We start from the raw sequence: 21,419 nt of genomic DNA on the forward strand, positions 1-21,419 counted from the left end.
CCTGCGAGGATGGCAAGAAAAGGGCCGGGACACAATGCCCGGCCCTTTCGTCATTCCACGGTCGCGATTGCGCCGGATCAGTCCAGCGGATCAGTCCAGCGGATCAGTCCAGCGCGACGTCGGTGATCGCCATCGTATAGGCGCCCTCGGGCTGCTTGGTGATCGCGGGGTTATCCTCGGACACGGCCGACAGCAGCGTCGCCACGGTCTGATCGTAATCCGCCGGGTCAAGCGCGCCGTTGGAGCCTGCGGTCAGTTTGGCCACCTGGCCCATCATGTATTGCTGATGCTCCAGGGTCTGAGCGCCGGTCTCGTCGAATTCGATGATGATCTCGGCGGCCTCGTCGGGGTTTTCCTCGGCGTATTTCCAGCCCTTCATCGAGGCGGCGACGAAACGCGCCATCTCGTCGGCAAAGGCGGGGTCTTCCAGCTTGTCTTCAAGCACGTAAAGACCGTCTTCAAGCATCCCGAAACCCATGTCGAGATAGTTGAAGTTCACCAGCTCGTCTTCGCTGATGCCGGCATCCAGAACCTGACCGTATTCGTTGTAGGTCATGGTGGAAATGCAATCGGCCTGACCCTGGATCAGCGGATCGGCCGAGAAGGCCTGCTTGATCACCGTGACGCCGCCTTCGGAGCCATCGGTCGCCAGACCCAGCGATGCCATCCAGGCATAGAAGGGATATTCGTTGCCGAAGAACCAGACGCCAAGGGTATGGCCAGGGAAATCCTCGGGGCTTTCGATACCGCTGGATTTCAGGCAGGTCAGTTGCAGACCGCCGGTCTTGAAGGGCTGGGCGATATTGACCAGCGGCACACCCCGTTCGCGCGCGGCCAGGGCCGCGGCCATCCAGGTGGTGATGACATCGGCGCCACCGGCGGCAATCACCTGCTCGGGCGCGATATCGGGGCCACCGGCCTTGATCGTCACGTCCAGCCCGGCGTCGTCATAGAACCCCTTGGCTTCGGCGACGTAATAGCCGGCGAACTGCGCCTGGGTCACCCATTTCAGCTGCAGCGTCAGCTCTTCTGCCGCCGCGCCCGAGGCAAGGCCGGTTCCAGCGGTGGCAAGCGCGAGGCTCCCTGCGATCCAGTTTTTCATTTCATAACTCCCAAGTTTGCTTTTGTTGTCGTCTTTGATTTTTATCGTCTTTGCGACGGGTGCCAGAAGGTCACCCAGTGCTCCAGCAGGGACAGCGCCCCGTAGAACAGGGATCCCGCCAGGGCGGCGACAAAGATCTCGGCCCAGACCATGTCCAGAGAGAGCTGCCCCACCGAAACGGAGATCCGAAAGCCCATTCCCGCAATCGGGGACCCGAAGAATTCCGCAACGATGGCACCGATCAGCGCCAGCGTCGAGGAGATCTTGAGCCCGTTGAAGACAAAGGGCATGGCAGCGGGCAGCCGGAGTTTCCAGAAGCCCTGCCAATAGCTTGCGGCCCAGGTTTGCATCTGGTCGCGTTGCATCTGCGTGGTTTCCTGCAGGCCGGCAGTGATGTTCACCAGCATCGGGAAGAAGACCATGGCGACAACGACGGCCGCCTTGGATTGCCAGTCATAGCCATACCACATCACCAGGATCGGTGCGGTGCCCACGATCGGCAGCGCGGCGAGGAAGGACCCCACCGGCATCAGGCCCCGGCGCAGAAAATCGCTGCGATCAACAAGGATCGCCACCACGAAGGCAGCCGCGATCCCGATGGCAAAGCCCGACAGCGCCCCCTTGACGAAGGTTTGCACGAAATCACCCCAGAGCATCGGCAGGCTGTCGCCCACCTTGGCGGCAATGACGCTTGGCGCGGGCAGGATGACCAGCGGCACCTGAAGCCCGCGCACGATCAATTCCCACATGGCAAGGATGGTCAGCCCGAACAGCACCGGCACCAGCAGCTTGACCGCCTGACGGTTGGCGGCGGGGCCATTGGCAAGGCGCACGTTGACGGCCCAGAGGCCGGCCCACATCAGAAAGGCCGCGATGACAAGGATCATGTGCGTGCCTCCCGGTCCGTCAGGCAGGCGCGATGCGACTGCGCGGCGCGGTCCTGCCCTGCGGCAAATGAAATGTTCATCATGCCAGCCCCATCCGCTTCAATACATTGCGTTCGATGGCACCGATCAGCGACACCAGCCCCGCCGCAAGGATCGCCGTGGCGAACAGCGCCGCCCAGATCTGCACCGTTTGTCCGTAATAGCTGCCTGACAGCAGGCGCGCGCCCAGCCCCTGGCCGCCACCGGCCGGCAGTTCGGCCACGATGGTCCCGACCAGCGACGAGGCGACGCCGATCTTGAGCGAAGCGAACAGGTAGGGCGCCGAAGCCGGCATCCGCAGCTTGGCAAAGGTCTGGGTCCGCGTTGCGCTCCAGGTGCGCATCAGGTCGAGGTCCATCGGCGAGGGGCTGCGCAGCCCTTTCACCATGCCGACCACCACCGGAAAGAAGCTGAGGTAGGCACTGATCAGCGCCTTGGGCACCAGCCCCTGCAACCCGACCGAGGCCAGCACCACGATGATCATCGGCGCAATGGCCAGGATCGGGATCGTCTGGCTGGCAATGGCCCATGGCATGACGCTCATGTCCATGGCGCGGCTGTGCACGATGCCGATGGCCAGCAGAATCCCCATGGTCGAGCCGATCAGGAACCCCAGACCGGTCGCCGACAGGGTCACCCAGCCGTGAAAGACCAGGCTGCGCTTGCTGGTCGGTGCGACCTGCATGGTGGTTTTCCAAAGCTCGTTCACCACCTGATGCGGGGCCGGAAGACGCGGTTTCTGCTGAGACCAGCTTTGCCCCCAATAGGCCGGGTTCCCGATCGCCAGAGCCACGGCGGGCATGTCGCGCCGGGCTGCATTGCCCTCGGGGTGGACGACGGCGCCTTGCCGTTCGGCCATGCTGAGGCCCAACTTGATGTTCATCGGCACGCAGGCCAGGTACCACAGCCCGACCAGCACGGCGACCACGACAAGAACCGGAGCAAGCCGCCTCATGGCCGCCACTCCATCCGGATCTCGGTCAGCGTCGCGGGCGGCGTGGGCAGGTAGGACCCGGTCACCACAAAGCCTTCGCGGTGGTAGAACCGTTGCGCGGCTTCATTTGGCGCATGAGTATGCAGCCAAAGGAAATCGCGCCCCTGCTTCACCCGGTCCATCAGCGCCCGCCCGACACCCCGGCCGGGATACGCGCAATAAAAGCCACCGATCTTCAGGGTTTCGGGATCCAGCGACAGGTAGGCCTCGACCGGGTCGCCGGCGACCCAGATCTCGCGCTTTGGCAGGGCAGCGGCGATGCCGGTTTCCAGTTCGTCCCGGCTGGCGTCGCGGGGCATCCAGTCGGTCGCCTCGATCCACTGATCGACCACGGCAGCGCAGGCCACCACGTCATCGGCCTGCGCCCGGCGGATCGTCACTGGGTCGGTTAACGGGTCAGTCCCCGGGTCCGTCACAGAACTAGTCATAGGCATGACCCGCCCGCAGACCTTCACGAACTCTTTGAGCGATTTCAAGGAATTCCGGCGTGTCCCTGATGTCCAGCGGGCGCTCTTTCGGCAAGGGGCTGTCGATCACATCGGTGATCCGTCCGGGGCGCGGGCTCATCACCACGATCTTGGTGCTCAGATAGACCGCTTCGGGGATCGAATGGGTGACGAAGCCGATGGTCTTGCCGGTGCGCGCCCAAAGCTTCAGCAGCTCCTCGTTGAGGTGATCGCGCACGATCTCGTCCAGCGCCCCGAAGGGTTCATCCATCAGCAGGATATCCGCATCGAAAGCCAGGGACCGCGCGATGCTGGCGCGCTGCTGCATCCCGCCGCTCAATTGCCAGGGGAACTTCTTGCCGAAGCCCGCGAGATCGACGAGGTCCAGCACCTTTTCCACCCTCTTGGCCTGCTCAGAGCGGGAAAACCCCATGATCTCCAGAGGCAGGCGGATGTTCCCGGCGATGGTGCGCCAGGGATATAGCCCTGCTGCCTGGAAGACATAGCCATAGGCGCGCGCCTTGCGGGCCTCCTCGGGGGTCATGCCATTGACGGTCAGGGCCCCACCGGTGGGGGTTTCCAGCGCCGCGATACAACGCAGGAATGTCGTCTTGCCGCAGCCCGAAGGCCCAATGAAACTGACGAAATCGCCCTTGCCGATGGCCAGATTGACATCCTTCAGGGCTTGCACCGGCCCGTCATTCGTCTCGAAGGTCAGATCAAGGCTTTTCGCCTCGATCACAGGTACTTGCACCACGTTTCTAACCTTAAATCCCGGCCGGAATATTCAGCGGATCACGCTGCACGGAGCGCGGCGAATTCAGCTCCTTCCATTTCGTCAGCGCTTTCGCGGCCGAACTGAAGGCAGGGCGTGGCACGAACCGTCCGCGTCCCGGCTGCGGCTGGCTGTTCTGCCCCCAGGCCCAGATCACCTCGCCCCGCGACAGGGTATAGCGTGCCTGGGCGCTCACTTCCTTGCCCTCGAAGACGTTGTAATCGATGATCGAATGGTGATTGCTCGCCGAGATCGTCTTGGAGATCTTCGGATCCCAGACCACGATATCCGCATCCGCGCCCGGCACCAGAGCACCTTTGCGGGGATAGATATTCAGGATCTTCGCCACATTGGTCGAGGTCGCCGCGACGAATTCCTCGGGTGTCAGGCGCCCGGTCTCGACACCATAGGTCCAAAGCATCGCAAGCCGTTCTTCCAACCCGTTGGACCCGTTGGGGATCTTGGTAAAGTCCTGTAATCCCATGCGCTTCTGCTCGGTACTGAAAGCAGCATGATCGGTGGCAACGACCTGCAGGGAGCCCGACTGCAGCCCGGCCCACAGGCCATCCTGATGCTCCTTGCCACGGAACGGCGGCGACATCACGCGCTGCGCTGCGTGGTTCCAGTCGGTGTTCAGGTATTCGCTTTCATCCAGCGTCAGGAACTGGATCAGCGGCTCGCCGTAAACCCGCATCCCCTTCTGGCGCGCGCGCCGGATCGCCTCATGCGCCTGTTCGCAGGACACATGCACGATATAAAGCGGCGTCCCGGCAGCATCCGCGATGGTGATTGCCCGGTTGGCTGCCTCGCCCTCGAATTCAGGCGGGCGCGACCGCGCATGCCATTCCGGCCCGGTCTTGCCCTCGGCCAGGAATTTCTTCTGCATCAGATCGACAAGATCGCCGTTCTCCGCATGGACCATGGGCAGTGCACCCAATTCCTTGCAGCGCGCGAAACTGGCGAACATCTCGTCGTCCTCGACCATCAGCGCGCCCTTGTAGGCCATGAAATGCTTGAACGAATTCACGCCGTTGTCCACGGCATATTTCATCTCGTCAAAGATGCTCTCGTTCCAGCCGGTGATCGCCATGTGGTAACCGATATCGGAACAGATCTGCGGCGCGCTCTTGCGATGCCATTCGTTGATCGCGTTCTTGATGCTGCCATCCGCCCCAGGCAGACAAAAATCCACCAGCATGGTCGTCCCGCCGGTCGCCGCCGCCCAGGTGCCGCTTTCAAACGTCTCCGCAGCCGTCGTCCCCATGAAGGGCATCTCAAGATGCGTATGCGGATCGATCCCGCCGGGAATCACATAGGCCCCTTCCGCATCGACATATTCGTCGCCCTTCAGATCCGGCCCGATCTCCTTGATCACCTCGCCCTCGACGAGGATATCTGCCTTCCACTGACGGTCCGCGGTGACGACAGTGCCGCCCTTGATAACCTTGCTCATCGTTTGTCTCCCTGTTCTGACCCCGGCTGTTTCCCTGTCGGAAATATCCCGGGGGACAATGCGCAAATTTCAATTTGCGCGTTGGGGGGCAGCGCCCCCTGAATTCCCCGCAATCGGCGTTACGCCACGATCCCCGCGGTCTCGACCACCGCGTGCAGCAACACATCCGCCCCGGCCTTGGCCCAATCCTTGGTGATTTCCTCGGCCTCATTGTGGCTCAACCCGTCCACACAGGGGCACATCACCATGGCGGTCGGTGTGACCTTGTTCATCCAGCAGGCATCATGCCCCGCCCCCGAGACGATGTCGCGATGCGAATAGCCCAGACGTTCGGCCGCATCCCGCAGCGCGCCCACGCAGGTCTCGTCGAAGGTCACCGGATCGAAATGCCCCACCGGCTCGATGGCAATCCCAAGCCCAAGCTCTTCGGCAATCTTCGGTGCCTCCGCTTCAAGCCGGGCGCGCATCGCATCCAGCTTTTCCTGCTCGGGGCTGCGGAAATCGATGGTAAAGACCGCCTTGCCGGGGATCACGTTGCGCGAATTAGGATAGACATTGACCTGACCGATGGCCCCGACCGCGTCAGGCTGGGCCTCCATGGCAATCTGATGCACCAACTCGGTGATCCGCGCCATGCCCAAACCCGCGTTGACCCGCATGTTCATCGGGGTGGAGCCGGTATGGGCATCCTTGCCCGTCAGCGTCACCTCCAGCCACCAAAGGCCCTGACCATGCGTCACGATCCCGATGTCCTTGCCCTCGGCCTCCAGGATCGGCCCCTGCTCGATATGCAGCTCGAAGAAGGCATGCATCTTGCGCGCACCCACGGGTTCATCGCCTTCCCAGCCGATCCGCTTCAGCTCGTCACCAAAGGCCTTGCCCTCGGCGTCGACCCGCGCCTTGGCCCAATCTTCGGTATGGATGCCCGCAAAGACTCCGCTGGCCAGCATCGCAGGGGCATAGCGCGTGCCCTCTTCATTGGTCCAGTTGGTCACGACGATCGGGCGTTTCGTCTTCACGCCCAGATCGTTCAGCGTCCGCACCAGTTCAAGCCCGCCAAGCACCCCGAGGATACCGTCGTATTTGCCGCCCGTGGGCTGCGTATCGAGATGCGAACCGACATAGACCGGCAGCGCGTCGGGGTCCGTCCCGGGCCGCGTCGCAAACATGTTGCCCATCGTATCGACGCCCATCGTACATCCGGCCGCCAAGCACCAATCCTGAAACAGCGCCCGCCCTTCGGCATCTTCGTCGGTCAAGGTCTGGCGGTTGTTCCCCCCGGCGATCCCGGGGCCGACCTGCGCCATTTCCATCAGGCTGTCCCACAGCCGATCCCCATCGATCCTGAAATTCTCTCCGGGTGCTGACAGCGGTGCTGACATGTCACTGGCTCCTTGACTTTTTACGCATTCCTTTTGACCTTTTGGTCAAAGCCACGCTAGCAGAGCCCAAAGGCCAGTCAAGAAAATCGCCGCCGCGTCCGCCCCATGACGCTACACGACCGCCCCCCGCTGATTATTCCATCAGCACTCGCCCGTACCTCGCAAGAAGGTGAACCGGGATCAGCTTGCCACGCCCCATACCCCAGCCGCGTGATCTTCGCGCAAGGATGAACAGGATGACAGAATGAACCAGCCCGTTGCGCGAACCCGGATCCAGCGCAAGAACATCAAGCTCATCTCGGATGCCGCGCTCAGCGTCTTCTCGGCCAACGGATTTCGGGGCGCGACGGTCGACCAGATCGCCCGCGAAGCAAACCTCTCAAAACCCAATTTGCTCTATTACTTCCCCACCAAGGAGGCGATCCACAGGCACCTGCTGTCGACCCTGATGGACACCTGGCTCGACCCGCTGCGCGACGTGGATCCTGCCGGCGAACCGCTCGATGAAATCCTGACCTACCTGCAGCGCAAGCTGCAGATGAGCCGCGATCACCCCCGCGAATCCCGCCTCTTCGCCAACGAGATCCTGCAGGGCGCGCCCCATATCCTCGACCTGCTGGCCAGCGACCTCAAGGACCTTGTCGACGACAAGGCCGCCCTCATCACCACCTGGATGAACTCGGGTCGCATCGCGCGCGCCGACCCCTATCACCTGATCTTTTCGATCTGGTCCCTGACCCAGCATTACGCCGACTACGATGTCCAGATCCATGCGATCCTCGGCCCCAAGAAACCCGACCCCTTCCCCGAAGCCGAGACCTATCTGACAGAGATGTTCACCCGGATGCTGACCCCGCCCTAAGGGCCGATCTCTTCAAGGTAGGCGCGCACGCAAGCCTGCACATGGCGAAACCGGTCTCCGCCCAGATGGGTGCCGCCAAACCAGCGCGTCACCACGATCAGGTGCCCCTCCAGCCCTTCGCGTTCCAGCATCCGCAGAATCACCATTCCGGCCCCGGATTCGCCGTCGTCCGCCTTCAGCGGGCCATCGGGCAGCAAAACCGCCCAGGAATTATGCGTCGCCTTGGCAAACTTCTTACGCCGCTTCAGCTGCTTCACCAGCGCCTCCGCTGCCGCGCGACTGCCCGCCGGGCCGCCCGCCACCGCATACTTCGACCCCCGGTCGCTCAGCACCGCTTCGATGATCCGCAAATCCGCCATGGGCTCCCCTGCCACGCGCCGGGCCTCCGCACCACCCCGCCCGGTTTCCCTGTACCAAATATCCCGGGGAGGCTCCGGCACGGAGACGGGGCAGAGCCCCATTCATCCCGCCCCCTCTCCCGCCCAAGAAAAAAGGGGCCGCGGGGGCCCCTTTGTCCTTACATGCCGGGCGAAAAACTGTCTTCTCGCCCTGGGCAAATCTCGCCGGACCCGTGCGGAGGCCCCGTTTCTTACTTCACGATCAGGAACTGATCGAGAGATTCACCCTTGGCCAGGGCATCCTTGATCCAGGCCGGTTGACGACCGCGGCCGCTCCAGGTCTGGGTGCCATCTTCAGGATTGCGGTACTTCGGTGGGTTCACCTTGGACTTGCGACCGGGCTGGCCGGTCAGATCTGCGAGGGAAAAGCCCATTTCCGCCGCCTTCGCCTCGAGCTCGGCCAGGGCAGTTTTGCGCTGACGATCCTCATAGGTCTTGATGGCATTGGAAACCTTGGCCTGCAATTTCTTCAGGTCGCCAAGATCCATGGCGTCCAAATCAAGATCAAGCATAGTCCTACTTCCTTCAGTGACAGGAAATGAAATGGCATTTCCCAAATGACGCCAGATACAATGCCATTCCCCCATTGAACAAGCTAAAAAATCTGAATGCCCCTTCTATATCGGCAAGAAATCACCTGTCATCGCATAGGCGGAAAGCTTGAGGCCCGCCTTCTGCATCTGCGCGCCATGCAAATAAGGCCCCGACACCGCAATTCAAATCGCGATGCCAGGTTCTGACCACTGGCGCAGAATGATTTAAATGACGTTAGTTAACCAAACGTCAATATCAGAGCAGCACATCGGCCTTGTCTTTGATGCCGAGACGCTCCACCACATTTTCGATGATCCGCATTCCCGCATCCTGCCCGAGCGACATGATGGATTCCGGATGGAACTGGACGGCTGCAATGGGCAGATCGCGATGTTCAATCCCCATGACAATTCCATCAGAAGTTGTTGCCGTTACCCGAACCTCGCCCGGCATACTTTCCGCTGCAGCGTATAGCGAATGATAGCGGCCGACCGTTACCTGTTCATCCAGGCCCGCAAAGACAAGGCCGGGGTCCTTGATTGCAATCCGCGACGGCTTGCCATGCATCGGATCATCAAGCTGGCGCAATTCAGCACCAAAGTATTCGGAAATGGCCTGCAATCCCAGGCAGACGCCGAATAGCGCCACATTGCGATCCAATGCGCGCTTTATCGTTTCGGCGCATTGGAAATCCGACGGCTTCCCCGGGCCCGGCGACAATACGATCAGGTTCGGCTTGTATTCCTCGAGGACCTTTTCGGCCAAGGGACTGCGGGTCGTCATCACCTCTGCCCCGGTCTGGCGGAAGTAATTGGCCAGCGTATGAACAAAGCTGTCTTCGTGATCGACCAGCAAAATCCGCCGGCCCTTGCCCCTGGGCAGCCGTGTGCCATCCCCTGCCCCGTCATTGACCCGCACGTCGCCGCGAATGGCCGCGCGCATGGCGCTGGCCTTCAGCTCGGTCTCGGCCTCTTCGGCATCGGGATCGCTGTCGTTCAGCAGGGTCGCCCCGGCGCGCACTTCGGCAACGCCGTCCTTGATCCGGATGGTGCGCAGGGTCAGGCCGGTGTTCATGTCGCCATTGAACTGTACGGCACCCACGGCCCCGCCATACCAGAACCGCGTGCTCTTTTCGTGCTTCTCGATAAAGCGCATCGCCCAGAGCTTGGGCGCGCCGGTGACCGTTACCGCCCAGGTGTGGCTGAGGAAGGCATCAAAGGCATCCATCCCGGCGCGCAACCGGCCTTCGATATGATCGACCGTGTGAATCAGACGCGAATACATCTCGATCTGGCGGCGTCCGATGATCCGCACCGAGCCGGGTTCGCAAACGCGGCTCTTGTCGTTGCGGTCCACGTCGGAACACATGGTCAGCTCGCTTTCATCCTTCTTGGACTGCAGCAGCTTCATGATCTGTTCGCTGTCCTCGATGGCATCCTTGCCACGGGCGATGGTGCCCGAGATAGGACATGTCTCGACCCGGCGTCCGGTGACGCGAACGAACATCTCGGGGCTGGCCCCGACCAGGTATTCCTGATCCCCGAGATTCATGATGAACCCGAAGGGGGCCGGATTGATCTTCTTCAGGCGCTCGTAAATGGCCGAAGGGCTGTCCTTGCAGGCTTCGTAAAAAACCTGTCCCGGCACGACCTCGAACAGGTCGCCGCGACGGAAGCTTTCCTTGGCCGAAACGACCAGCTTGGCGTACTCCCCCGGCGCATGATCGCCGCGCGGCAGATCTTCGGGACCTTTGACAAAGGGATCGGCAGCACTGCCGCCGGGGATGTCGACCGTGTTCAGGCCGTCCTTTTCAAAATCATACTGATACCGCATGGCCGAGGTCGAATAGTGATCCCCGACCAGGATGTGATCGGCGAAGAACAGCACCAGGTCGCGCTGATCGTCGGGGCGCGGCAGGTGGAAATCGATCGGCTCGAACTGGAAGGTCAGATCATAGCCGAAAGCGCCATAAAGCCCCAGGTGCCCGTCCTCTTCGGAAAAGAACAGCGCCACGATGGCCCGCAGCACCGAAAAGACCGACGGCGCGCGCGAGCGTTCCTCTTCGTTGAAGACCCGCTCGGGTTCGCGGATCTTGAGGATGATCTCGGTCTCGGCAACCCGCGCCTCGGCGACCGCGTCCAGGCCCTGCACGCAGGGCGCAACGATCTTCAGCAGCACCTCGCCGCGTGCGTTCAGGGCGGCAATCCGCATGTCGCGACCCCGGCTTTCGATCACCAGTGGCGGTGCGTCGAAACCGAAATCCCAACGGGTATACCGCCCCGGATATTCGTAGTTCGACGACAGCAACACGCCGCGATGGGAATCCAGCCGTTTGGCCAGGGCATCGGTGTCGGTCATGTAGGTCGCGGGCAGTTCGCGGCGGGTGACAGTGACACCCCCCTTGGTCTGGAAAGTGAGGTCGGTCATCTTGATATGTCTCTATGCGGGGGCAACACCGGGGTCGCGGCCAGCCTGTGCTGGCACCTGCGCGGCAGGTTGCCGGATCTTGGGGGAGTCGTGACAACGGGGCGATGGCTTCACCATCGCCAGATCAAATGCTTCCTCGCCATCGCATCCCGGTCATACCGTTCCTGTCATCGGTTCGATCTTCGCACCCCGTGATGGACCATGGCGGTCGGCACCCTCGGGCAGTGTGATGTACCAAGCAACGCCGCCCTTGTAAATCCGCCCGTGTCGCGAGGCGGCGTCGACGCAAACTTGCGATGCGCCGCGCAAGCTGCGACACCATGGCGGACGTTTCATTGCAAGGATTTCCCGATGTCCCAGACCGTTTTGCCGCCCCTGCCCGAAGGCCCCCTGTCGATCACGATTCTCGGGGCCGGCGCGATAGGCGGCGCGGTCGCGGCCTCTCTCGCCGAGGCGCTTCTGGAGAAGGGTCCGGCAAGCGGGCTCGCCAGCGTCTCGGTCGTGGCGCGGGGCGCGCATCTGGCGGCGATCCAGTCGGGCGGGCTGCGCCAGATCACGCCCGCACGCCCCGAGGCACGCGCCCTGACCGTTCGGGCCGTCGAGGACCCCGCCGACCTGCCGCCTCAGGATCTGGTGATCACGGCGCTGAAGGGGCATCAGCTTCCCGCCATGGCGGGCAAGATCCGCGGCCTGCTGAAACCCCATACCCGCGTCGGCAGCATCGTGAACGGTGTGCCCTGGTGGTATCCGATCTCCGATGGCGCCGGCGGCACCAGAGGCGCTGAAGAGGTCGACCCCGGCGGCGTGCTCTGGCGCGAGGTCGGGGCGGAACGTGCCATCGGCGTCATCGCCTTTCTCAGCGCCTTCGTGGCCGAACCCGGCCTGATCACTGTGAACAACGACGGCTATTACGATATCGGCCGCCTGCCCGGTCAGGATCGCGCCGACGTGGCGCGGCTGGCCACGATCTGGGAAAACGCCGGGCTGAAAGTTCAGGAAACCCAGCCCTACCAGAACGCGATCTGGACCAAGCTGATGGGCAATGCCGGGATGAATTCCACCTGCGCGCTGGCTCAGGCGACGATCACCGAGGCGCTTGCCGACCCGGCCCTGTTCCGCCTTGCCCTTGGCATCATGACCGAGGTCCACCAGACCGGCCTCGCCGAGGGCGCGGTCTTTCCCTATGGGCCCGAACAGCGCGCCAAGGTCGCCCGCGACACGCTGAACATCCGGCCCTCCACCCTGCAGGATCTCGAAGCAGGCCGCCCGATGGAGATCGACCCGATCTTCGCCGCCGCGATCGCCGTGGCGCGCAGCCATGGCATCGACTGTCCGAACCTGGAGCTTGTCACGGCGCTTCTGCGCTCCATCGACCGGAACCGCTTTGGCAACGCCTGAGCGGGGGCGACGGCGGGGAAACGGCGGGGGTCGCCCCCCGCCGGGACTGATGGGTTAGCGCAGACCGTCGAACTTCGAGATCTGGTCGACTTCCAGCCCGCCCATGCGGGAATGGATGCGGGGGCCACGGCTCATCGCCAGGGCGAAAAGCAGTTCGTCGGCGCGCGGACCTTCGGGCAGGCCGACCTCCATCGCGTCGAAATGGCTGCGCACATAGGCCGCGTTGATATGGCCAAGCGGCACGTCGATCCGGGTGCCCGGTCCGCCCTGCTTCATCGACGAGGGCACGATGGCCAGCGCCTCGCCCAGGCGTTCGCGCATGGCATAGCCGCCGGGCACATGCCACAGCGCGGTATGTTCCAATTCCCCGTCCGTGCCGCACATGGCCGCCTTGCCGTAGCCGTCGATGCCATCGGTCCCGCCCATGGCCGCGATCAGCTTGTCCGTCATGGCAAGGCCAAGCGGTTTCAGGTCATCCATCGCGCCGCTCAGGTCCTGCTGGTAAAGGCCCGCGAAGGGGTTCTTGACCAGTGCGACAATCGCGCCGCGCTGGCGGGGTGCCGCATCCGGGCCGCCGTCATGCAGGGTTTCCTCGAGAAAGATCATCGTCTTGCGCAGGGTGAAGTCAGCCATGCTCGTTTTCCATTTCTGCAATTTGCAACATCGGGGTGGTCTGGGTCGGGCTGTTGAGGATCGCGGACCCAAGGTCAAGGGGACCGATGGTCCGGCTTTGCCCGCCCAGGGTCAGGCAAGCGGCACCGATCAGGCCCCGGTCCCGCAGGATTTCACCGTAGCGCAGCCCCCGCTCCAGCGCCAAGGCGATCTCTGCCGGGGTCAGCGCGCCTAGACCCACCGTCACCAGCCGCGCGCCAAGGTCACTGTCCGGGGCAAGGTCCTGCGCAGGCTGGCGCTGCACCGCAGGATGGCCGGGCAGATCGACCTGGTTGGCGATCATGGTGGCGGCGGCATCGGCCTCGGCGGCCCCGCGTGCCAGCACCGTCACCGCATCGGCAATGCCAAGCGACAGGCTGCGCCCGCCCCGCCCCGAAGTGGCGCAACCCCGCCAGGGGCTGTCGGCAGGCACCGCAACCACGCCGCCCGCCATGGCCAGCCGCATTTCAGCCGTCGGGCTGTGCCAGGCGATGTCGCCGCCATTGTTCACCCAAAGCTTCGCCTCAGGGGCGATCGCCGCCATAACGCTCAGAATTTCTTCGGCGACGGCTCCGGCGACGGCGGCCATTGGGGTGATGAAATCGGGCGCAAAGGGCGCAACGGCCGCTGCCATGCCTTGCGCGACAGGCCCTTTAGGCACTCCATCCGGACGGCGCAGGGTAGGCAATTCGGCAACCAGTTCTTCAAGCAACCCGTCGAAACGGGTCATGGCAGCGCGGTAGCAAGCCGGGCGGTGCGGCCCCTCGGCCCGGATCACCAGGTCGATCGGACCAGCCTGCAGATGCAGGCGCTGGCCATCGGGAAGCAGCGCCGCCTGCATCAGTCGTTCGCCGATCCGCTGTCGGGACCCGTCTCATCATCCTGCCGATCCTTCGGCCCAAGCGCGCGGAATTCGCTGCCGTATTCGCCGCCCTCTACCAGCACCTGCTCCAAAGGCCGGATCGCCGCGCCATAGCCCCCGAGGGCAAGGTAATCGGCGCGTGGCATGGTGAATTCCAGCGGCGCGACAATGGCCGGGGTCGGCACATGGCCAAAGCTGTCGGCGGGCATGTCCAGCACATCGACCATGACCGTGATCCCCCCGCCGGGCCACAGAAAGGCCTCGGCGCCGCCAAGGGTCACCTTCGCGATCCCGCTTTGCACCGCGCGGGTCAGGCGCACCGGGTTGGTCGTCGCCCCGGCACGCAGCGACCCCCCCGCCCCGGCGCAGAACATCACCGTGCAAAGCGCCGGTTCACAGTTCTCGGCAATCAGGTCGACCGTCGGGGCCAGATCCGCCGGCATCGGGCGGCGCTGCGGCACGAGGTCATCACCCAGGACGAAATATTCCGCATGTTCCCCGGTGGTCGAAACCATCAGCAGGGTCAGCCCCGGACGCGCGCCTTTCCTGGGCAGCCAATCGCCGAGAATGCTCAGTGGATCGACGATGTCGGTGCCGCCCCAGCCAAGGCCCGGCTCCGCGACCTGGAAATAGCGCCCCGGTGTGGACCTCCGCCCCTTGATGCGGATGCCGGTATCGGGCCAGCCGATGACCTTGCCGGCCTGATGTTCGGAAACGACGCCGGTGATATGGTCATCGACCACCACGACTTCATCCACGAGGCCCTGCCACTGGGCTGCGAACATGCCGATGGTGGCAGAGCCACAGCCGACCCGCATCCGCTGTTCGCGCGCGCCATCGACGATGGGCGCCTGGCCCGCCTGAACGATCACCGTCGATCCGCCGTCGATCTGCAATTCGACCGCCGCGCCATTGCAAAGCCGCATCAGCGCGTCACAGGTTGCGCGCCCCTCGGGCTTGCTGCCCCCCGTAAGGTGATCGACCCCGCCAAGCGACAGCATCTGCGATCCGTATTCAGCCGTCATCACCATGCCGATGGGTTCGCCCCCGGCCCGCACCACGGCGCGTTCGTCCCCGATATGGCGGTCGGTGTCGATCTTCACCTTGGCGCCGCAATAGGAATAGATCGCCTCTGTCACCACGGTCACCGTATCGACGCCCTCGATCTCGCGGCTGACGATGAAGGGAGCGGGTTTGAAATCGGGATAGGTCGTCCCCGCCCCGACGCCCGAGACGAACAGGTCGCCGCCCGACAGGCTGCCATCCCAGTCACTGCTCAGAAACGGGCGGATTTCGCCGCCATCGGCGATGCGGCGGTCCAGCAATGTGACCGGGTCACAGCGCACGATCCGGCCGTTTTCATTGGCATAGCGGTCACAGGCACCTGTGCGCCCTTCGGCCACGAAGCACATTACCGGGCAGGCGTCACATCTGACCTTGTCGACCGCTGCCATATGCTTCTCTCCTGCCGTGCCGCGAACCACTTCGGATCCGCAATTATCGTTGGTATGCAAATGGATTTTGAGCAAGGTGACCCGCCCGTGTCAATCTCTTTCACCCTTGCCATCCGCCCCGCGGATCGGGATACCTCGATCATGCATTATGAGTTCAAGGATAAGGCAGCCAATGCCTACCGTCTGGAAGCGCAGGTCGGGTTTCTCCTGCGGCGCACCACGCAACGCCACCTGTCCATCTTTTCGCAACTGGTGCCGGATCTGACCTCGACCCAGTTCGCGGCGCTGGCGAAACTATGCGAGATGGGGCCGACATCCCAGAACGCCCTGGGCCGGTCGGTCGCCATGGACGCCGCGACGATCAAGGGGGTCGCCGACCGCCTGCGCGCCCGCGGGCTGGTCGAGGCCAAGAACGATCCCGAAGATCGCCGCCGCCACTACCTGTCCCCCACCGCAGAAGGCCGCGCGGTCTATGAACGCACGACCCGCGCCGCCATTGCGGTGACCTCGGAAACCCTGGCGCCGCTCAGCGAGGCCGAGCAGCAGCAATTGGTCAACCTGCTGCTGAAACTGTGCTGAGCCGCTGATCACACGCCCAGATGGGCGCGCAGGCGGGTTTCACCGCCCGCGAGGTCCGCGCGGGCAAAGGTTTCGGCATTGCGTCCGTTTTCGATGACCTCGACCCGGTCCGCGAGGCTGAGCACCGCGTCGATGCGCTGTTCGACCAGCAGCACCGCCAGCCCCTTGTCGCGCATCGCCAGCATGACCTGGCGGATCTGTTCGATCATCGAGGGCTGAAGCCCCTCTGTCGGCTCATCCAGCAACAGCAGCCGGGGCCGCAGGCACAGGGCCCGCGCGGTGGCCAGCATCTGCTGTTCGCCCCCAGACAGGGTCCCTGCCCGCTGACCCATGCGTTCGCGCAGACGCGGAAAGATCTCGAGCACCTCGGCACGGCTGGCCGCGCGCGTGGCCGTATCGGATGGTCCGGCACCAAGGCCGATTTCGATGTTCTGGGCCACGGTCAGTTCCGAAAACAGCCGCCGACCCTGAGGCACATAGCCGACGCCCTGACGCGGCACCCGGTGCGGCGGCAGGGTCGCAAGGTCGGTCCCGTCCAGCGTGACCGTCCCGCTGCGTGCGGCCACCAGCCCCATGATCGTCTTCATCAGGGTGGTCTTGCCCGCGCCGTTGCGCCCCATCAGCACCGTGATCTCGCCCGCTTCGGCCTGAAGACGAACGTCGCGCAGCACCATGGCCTGACCATATCCGGCTGTCAGTGCCTCAATTTTCAGCATCGGCCACCCCCGTTCCAAGATAGGCGGCCTGCACCGCCGGGTTGTCGTGGATCTGCTGCGGGCTGCCCTCGGCCAGGATCTGACCGAAGTTCAGCACCGTGATCCGGTCGGCCAGTTCCATGACGACAGACATGTTGTGTTCGATCAACAGGATGGTGGTTTCGGCCGCCAATTCCCGGATCAGGGTCTTGAAACCGGCGATCTCGTTCTCGGCCAAACCCTGGGTGGGCTCATCAAGGATCAGCAGGCGGGGGTCCTGTGCCAGGCCCATGGCGATTTCCAGCAGGCGCTGATGGCCATAGGACAGATCGCCCGCGATGGTGTCGGCGCGCGCGGCCAGGCCGACGCGGGCCAGCGCATGGGCGACCTCCGCGGCGACGGCCGCGCGGTCCCGGCCAAGGCGACGGCGCGCCGCAAGGGCGACGTTTTCGAAGGCCGAGAGCCGGGCAAAGACGCTGGTGATCTGGAAGGTATAGGCCATGCCTGCCCGCACCCGGTCCTGCGCTGCCATGCCCGTCACGTCGCGCCCGTCAAAGCGGATGCTGCCCTCGGTCGGCACCAGCCGCCCGATCAGCATCGACACGAAGGTGGTCTTGCCCGCGCCATTCGGCCCGATCAGCGCCCGGATCTGGTTGCGGGGCAACGCAAATGTGATGTCGTGATTGGCCCGCAACCCGTCAAAGCTTTTGCCCAACCCGGTGGTTTCGAGGATCAGATCGCTCATGGCAGGTCCTTCCACAGGCGCCGCAGTCCACCGGCAATGCCGCGCGGCGCAAACAGCGTCAGCAGGATCAGCACCAGCCCCGCGATCAGCATGTAGGCATCGGTGATCCCGGTCGCATAGTCCACGAGGTAGTACATGAACAGCGTGCCGATGAAGGGCCCGATCACCGTCCCCGCCCCGCCCAGCAGGACCCAGAGCAGCGGCAGGATGGAATATTGCACCCCGGCAAAGCTGGCCCCGACGTAGCCGAACAACAGCGCATAGGCCGCCCCCGCCCCGGCCGAGATCCCGCCCGAGATCACCAGCGCGCCCAGCTTGCGCCGGTTGGTGTCATAGCCCAGCAGGCGCGTGCGTTCCTCGTTCTCGCGGATCGCGACGAAGACCCGGCCGAAGGGCGCGCGCACGACCCAGAGCGTGGCGATCAGCACGGCCGAGAACAGCCCCCAGGCGATCAGGTAGCGCAGGCCCGCATCGCTCAGCGCATGGCCGGCAATCTGGCGGGCGTGGTCGGGCACGACAAAACCGTCGTCGCCATGGGTGATGTCCCCGAAGTAGAGGATGCCGAGGTAGAAGGCCTGCGCAAACATCAGCGTCACGATCATCAACGACACGCCCGCCGTGCGCAGGGCCAGCAGCCCCGTCACCAGCGCCAGCGCCAGCCCGCAGATCAGGCCGAATCCCCAGGCCGGGATCGCCCCGACATCGGTATAAAGCGCCACCAGCCCCGTGCCGTACATGCCGGCGGCGAAATACATCGCATGGCCAAGGCTCAGCAGGCCCGTGTAGCCGAAGGCGATATTGTAGCCCATGGCGAAGACCGCCAGGACCATGATCCGGGCAAAGACCCCGTGGTGATAGGTGGGCAGAATCCAGTTCAGCGCCAACAGGGCGATGACCAGCCCCAGATGCAGGCTCCAGTCCTTGCGGCTCATCGTTGCTTGGCTCCGAACAGGCCCTGCGGGCGAAAGACCAGCACCAGCGCCACCAGAAGTGTCGCGATGATCTTGGCCAGTGTGGGCGAGAAGAAGACCGAGATGATGCCATCGCTCATCCCGATCAGCACCGCGGCGACGACCGTTCCGGCCAGGCTGCCAAGCCCGCCGATGATCACCACGATGAAGCTGAGCAACAGCGCGTCGCCCCCCATCAGGTAATGCGCCTGCTGGATCGGCACGATCAGCACCCCGGCCAGCGCGGCCAGCGCAGCGCCTGCGCCGAAGACCACGGCATAGACCCGTTCGACCGGGATACCAAAGGCGGTGGCCATCTCTCCGTCCAGCTGGGTGGCGCGCATGATCAGCCCGGCGCGGCTATGGGTCATGAACAACCGCAGGGCGACGATCAGGACCACGGCCGCCACGATCACGAACAGCTTGTAAGAGGTCGTCGACAGCCCCCAGGGGTAATAAAGACCCAGACCCGTCTCGGTCCATTCGATCCAGGGCAGTGCGATACGGTCGTTGAAGGGCGCGACCACCGGGCGGGCATCCGCGCCATAGGTCATAAGCACCGCCTGCTGGATCACGTAAAGCAGACCGATGGTCGCCACGATCGTCCGCTCGGGGTCGTAATCGAGGCGCTTCAGGATCAGCACATCCGCCCCGGCGGCCAGCACCCCCACCAGCAGCGGCGCCAGGATCAGCGCGGCGATGAAATTCACCCCCGCGCCGGTCCCGAGCGCGCTGCTCATCATCGAGGTGACGGCCCAGGCGACCACCGCGCCCAGCATGTAGAATTCGCCATGGGCGACGTTCACGACCCGCATCACCCCGAAGACAAGGCTGAGGCCGCTTGCCATCAGGGCCAGCACAGCCGCCAGCACCGCGCCTTCGAGACAGGCGAGCAAAAGGTAGGGTCCGAATTCCATGTAAGTCTTATTCCGTTGGGGAAATCCCGATTTGCCAGGACAGGCCGAAACGGTCCGTCAGCCAGCCATACCAGGGGCTGAACGGGTATTCGCCCAGCTCCATCAGTGCCGATCCACCGTCGATCAGCGCCCCGTACAGGTGATCCACCTCTGCCCGGGTGTCGCAATCCACCTTCAGCGAGAAGGTCGGCGTGAAGCCGAAGGCATGCGGCACCGGGCTTTCCAGGAACGACAGATCCTGCCCGCCGATCGAGACCTTCAGCAACATGGCCTCGCCGTCGGGTCCGGCCTGTTCGATCCGGAAACTGCCGTCCGGGAACAGCCCGGCGTAGGTCTCGGCGGCTTCTGCCGCCGTTCCCTGGAACATCAGAAAGGGCTGTACCCGCATGATCACATTCGTCCTTTGTCCGGGGCGCGTGACCACGCGGGTCAGGGCCTGTTCAGAAGCTCATCGTGGTGTAATCCACCTCGTCGGGATAAAGCGTATCCTCGATCGACGCCGTATGCACCAGCGACAGCTTTCCGTTTTCGACCTTGGAGATGTACTGCGGGCCGAAGGCCTGGTGGGTCTTGCCGTTGAACAGCTTGTCGCCCTGGGGATGATCCGGCCCGGCGGGCATCTCGGTCATGGCTTCGACCGCTTCGATCAGCGACTGACGGTCGTCGGTGGATTGATAGCCCGACGCCTCCATCCCCGCCTTGATCACATGCAGGGTTTCCCAGCAGGCGAACATATGCGCGGCCGTGGACACATCGCTGGGATCGCTGGTGCTGGCACCGTTTTCATCCAGCCCGACCGCATCGCGGTAGGCGGTGACATAGGCGGGCGCCTCGGGTTGCAGGTAGCGCGGCATGCCTTCCCACAGATAGGTCCCGTCGAGGAATTCCAGACCCGGAGAGTTCAGATCCACCGCTTCGAGCGAGTCGATGAAGCCAAAGATCTCGGGGCGCGACGGGCCGAAGAACTCGCCCAGTTCCTTGACGAAGGTCAGAACGGCGGGGCCGACCATGACGTGATAGATCACTTCGGTCTCGCGCGGGATCTGCGGGAAGTACTTGGTAAAGGAGGTCTCGGTCGGCGGAATGGCGATCTTGGCGACGACGTCACCACCCAGAGCCTCGATGGCCGGAATGAGGTTGTCGCGGTGATCATAGCCAAAGCCGTAATCGGGGAAGATCATGGTGACCTTCTTGCCCAGCATGTCGGTGATGAACGGGGCCATGGCGACGACCTGGCTTTTCACATCCGTGATGCCGGGCTGCATGGTCCAGCGGTTCAACATGCCGCTGGCAACGTGGTGCCCCTCGGAGGCGACGAAATAGGGCAGCTTCAGTTCCGCGGCGCGCGGGGCGGCGCCGATGACCACATGACTGAACAGCGTGCCGAAGGCGACGTCGCAATTCGACTGGCTGGCGAATTTTTCCAGCAGTTCGGCAGCACGGCGGGGATCGGTGCCATCGTCTTCGGTCACCAGTTCGACCATGCGGCCGTTGATCCCGCCCTCGGCATTGATCTTTTCGACCGCCGCGACCGATGTCCGGTCGTACCAGCGCCCGTAGGCGGCGCCGATTCCAGTGGCGTGCTTGCCGAAACCGATGCGGATCGGTTCGGCGCTCTGGGCAGAGGCATAGCGCGACCAAAGCGGCATGGTCGCCGCCGCGCCGGCCCCGGCGGCCAGCGTCTTCAGCGCCTGACGGCGCGTCGGCCCGGCGGCAAGATCCTTGTTTTCAACGCTTTTGCCCCGACCGGAGAGATCCCCTGCGCCGGTTGCCGTACTGGTCTTCTTGTTCATGTCGCTCATGATCGGACAATCCCTGTTGAGAATGGTTATGGCGGTCTTATTACGCTGACCCTGCGTTTCAGTCTGT

Annotated in this window: 22 protein-coding genes; 3 read left to right on the forward strand and 19 right to left on the reverse strand. The window is 63.8% G+C overall.

What is annotated here, in order from left to right:
- Positions 1-103: 103 nt before the first annotated feature.
- The 7 genes from PSAL_RS07060 to PSAL_RS07090 all read right to left on the reverse strand — a co-directional run bounded on the left by PSAL_RS07060 (position 104) and on the right by PSAL_RS07090 (position 7,066).
- Positions 104-1,102 (reverse strand): ABC transporter substrate-binding protein, encoded by a 999-nt coding sequence (locus PSAL_RS07060; protein ID WP_119838355.1) that lies wholly within the window; start codon positions 1,100-1,102, stop codon positions 104-106.
- Between the two features lie 41 nt (positions 1,103-1,143).
- Positions 1,144-1,989 (reverse strand): ABC transporter permease, encoded by an 846-nt coding sequence (locus PSAL_RS07065; RefSeq protein ID WP_119838356.1) that lies wholly within the window; start codon positions 1,987-1,989, stop codon positions 1,144-1,146.
- Between the two features lie 79 nt (positions 1,990-2,068).
- On the reverse strand, positions 2,069-2,983 hold the full coding sequence (locus tag PSAL_RS07070) for an ABC transporter permease (RefSeq protein WP_119838357.1): 915 nt from the start codon (positions 2,981-2,983) through the stop codon (positions 2,069-2,071).
- A complete protein-coding gene (locus PSAL_RS07075; RefSeq protein WP_231388640.1) occupies positions 2,980-3,402 on the reverse strand; it encodes a GNAT family N-acetyltransferase in 423 nt (140 codons plus the stop codon). The genes PSAL_RS07070 and PSAL_RS07075 overlap by 4 nt, the downstream gene beginning before the upstream one ends.
- Positions 3,403-3,442: 40 nt before the next feature.
- Positions 3,443-4,225: an ABC transporter ATP-binding protein gene (locus PSAL_RS07080; RefSeq protein ID WP_408004204.1), complete on the reverse strand. Its 783-nt coding sequence runs from the start codon at positions 4,223-4,225 to the stop codon at positions 3,443-3,445.
- A 10-nt stretch (positions 4,226-4,235) separates the two neighbouring features.
- Positions 4,236-5,696, reverse strand: a complete 1,461-nt coding sequence (gene hydA / locus PSAL_RS07085) for a dihydropyrimidinase (RefSeq protein ID WP_119838360.1) — start codon at positions 5,694-5,696, stop codon at positions 4,236-4,238.
- A gap of 119 nt (positions 5,697-5,815) precedes the next feature.
- A complete protein-coding gene (locus tag PSAL_RS07090; protein WP_119838380.1) occupies positions 5,816-7,066 on the reverse strand; it encodes a Zn-dependent hydrolase in 1,251 nt (416 codons plus the stop codon).
- A 256-nt stretch (positions 7,067-7,322) separates the two neighbouring features.
- Here PSAL_RS07090 and PSAL_RS07095 point away from each other — a divergent pair, with 256 nt between their 5' ends.
- Complete coding sequence (locus tag PSAL_RS07095; RefSeq protein ID WP_119838361.1) at positions 7,323-7,940, forward strand: TetR family transcriptional regulator C-terminal domain-containing protein; 618 nt, start codon at positions 7,323-7,325, stop codon at positions 7,938-7,940.
- On the opposite strand, the gene PSAL_RS07100 is transcribed toward PSAL_RS07095, so the two are convergent.
- The 3 genes from PSAL_RS07100 to PSAL_RS07110 form a co-directional block, all read right to left on the reverse strand.
- On the reverse strand, positions 7,937-8,299 hold the full coding sequence (locus tag PSAL_RS07100) for a YigZ family protein (RefSeq protein ID WP_408004205.1): 363 nt from the start codon (positions 8,297-8,299) through the stop codon (positions 7,937-7,939). The genes PSAL_RS07095 and PSAL_RS07100 overlap by 4 nt on opposite strands.
- Positions 8,300-8,529: 230 nt before the next feature.
- Positions 8,530-8,850, reverse strand: coding sequence for an H-NS histone family protein (locus tag PSAL_RS07105; protein WP_119838362.1), 321 nt, complete (start codon positions 8,848-8,850; stop codon positions 8,530-8,532).
- 277 nt (positions 8,851-9,127) lie between these two features.
- Entirely contained in the window at positions 9,128-11,299 is a 2,172-nt protein-coding gene (locus tag PSAL_RS07110) for an anthranilate synthase component I (protein ID WP_119838363.1), read from the reverse strand.
- A 351-nt stretch (positions 11,300-11,650) separates the two neighbouring features.
- On the opposite strand from PSAL_RS07110, the gene PSAL_RS07115 reads away from it, so the two are divergent.
- Entirely contained in the window at positions 11,651-12,697 is a 1,047-nt protein-coding gene (locus tag PSAL_RS07115; protein WP_119838364.1) for a ketopantoate reductase family protein, read from the forward strand.
- Between the two features lie 54 nt (positions 12,698-12,751).
- Here the strand turns inward: PSAL_RS07115 and PSAL_RS07120 are convergent, their stop codons facing one another.
- Genes PSAL_RS07120 through PSAL_RS07130 form a run of 3 tightly spaced genes read right to left on the reverse strand, consistent with a single transcriptional unit; the run spans position 12,752 to position 15,664 of the window.
- On the reverse strand, positions 12,752-13,330 hold the full coding sequence (locus PSAL_RS07120; protein WP_119838365.1) for an amino acid synthesis family protein: 579 nt from the start codon (positions 13,328-13,330) through the stop codon (positions 12,752-12,754).
- Positions 13,323-14,189, reverse strand: coding sequence for a UPF0280 family protein (locus PSAL_RS07125; protein ID WP_119838366.1), 867 nt, complete (start codon positions 14,187-14,189; stop codon positions 13,323-13,325). The genes PSAL_RS07120 and PSAL_RS07125 overlap by 8 nt, the downstream gene beginning before the upstream one ends.
- Complete coding sequence (locus tag PSAL_RS07130) at positions 14,189-15,664, reverse strand: 6-hydroxynicotinate reductase (protein WP_119838367.1); 1,476 nt, start codon at positions 15,662-15,664, stop codon at positions 14,189-14,191. The genes PSAL_RS07125 and PSAL_RS07130 overlap by 1 nt, the downstream gene beginning before the upstream one ends.
- 87 nt (positions 15,665-15,751) lie before the next feature.
- Here PSAL_RS07130 and PSAL_RS07135 point away from each other — a divergent pair, with 87 nt between their 5' ends.
- A complete protein-coding gene (locus PSAL_RS07135; protein ID WP_331274421.1) occupies positions 15,752-16,243 on the forward strand; it encodes a MarR family winged helix-turn-helix transcriptional regulator in 492 nt (163 codons plus the stop codon).
- Positions 16,244-16,251: 8 nt separating this feature from the next.
- Here the strand turns inward: PSAL_RS07135 and PSAL_RS07140 are convergent, their stop codons facing one another.
- The 6 genes from PSAL_RS07140 to PSAL_RS07165 are packed head-to-tail and all read right to left on the reverse strand — an operon-like array spanning position 16,252 to position 21,352.
- Complete coding sequence (locus PSAL_RS07140) at positions 16,252-16,959, reverse strand: ABC transporter ATP-binding protein (protein ID WP_119838368.1); 708 nt, start codon at positions 16,957-16,959, stop codon at positions 16,252-16,254.
- Positions 16,946-17,683, reverse strand: a complete 738-nt coding sequence (locus PSAL_RS07145; protein ID WP_119838369.1) for an ABC transporter ATP-binding protein — start codon at positions 17,681-17,683, stop codon at positions 16,946-16,948. The genes PSAL_RS07140 and PSAL_RS07145 overlap by 14 nt, the downstream gene beginning before the upstream one ends.
- Entirely contained in the window at positions 17,680-18,615 is a 936-nt protein-coding gene (locus PSAL_RS07150; protein WP_119838370.1) for a branched-chain amino acid ABC transporter permease, read from the reverse strand. The genes PSAL_RS07145 and PSAL_RS07150 overlap by 4 nt, the downstream gene beginning before the upstream one ends.
- Complete coding sequence (locus PSAL_RS07155) at positions 18,612-19,550, reverse strand: branched-chain amino acid ABC transporter permease (protein ID WP_119838371.1); 939 nt, start codon at positions 19,548-19,550, stop codon at positions 18,612-18,614. Before PSAL_RS07155 ends, PSAL_RS07150 begins: the two co-directional genes overlap by 4 nt.
- A gap of 7 nt (positions 19,551-19,557) precedes the next feature.
- The gene (locus PSAL_RS07160; protein ID WP_119838372.1) at positions 19,558-19,938 is read right to left on the reverse strand and encodes a VOC family protein; all 381 of its coding nucleotides are present in this window, start codon (positions 19,936-19,938) and stop codon (positions 19,558-19,560) included.
- Positions 19,939-19,990: 52 nt separating this feature from the next.
- Positions 19,991-21,352 carry an ABC transporter substrate-binding protein gene (locus PSAL_RS07165; RefSeq protein WP_231388641.1) on the reverse strand — a complete coding sequence of 454 codons (1,362 nt, stop codon included), beginning with the start codon at positions 21,350-21,352 and terminating at the stop codon, positions 19,991-19,993.
- Positions 21,353-21,419 lie beyond the last annotated feature (67 nt).

The sequence above is a fragment of the Pseudooceanicola algae genome (genome assembly GCF_003590145.2).
GTDB lineage: Bacteria > Pseudomonadota > Alphaproteobacteria > Rhodobacterales > Rhodobacteraceae > Pseudooceanicola > Pseudooceanicola algae.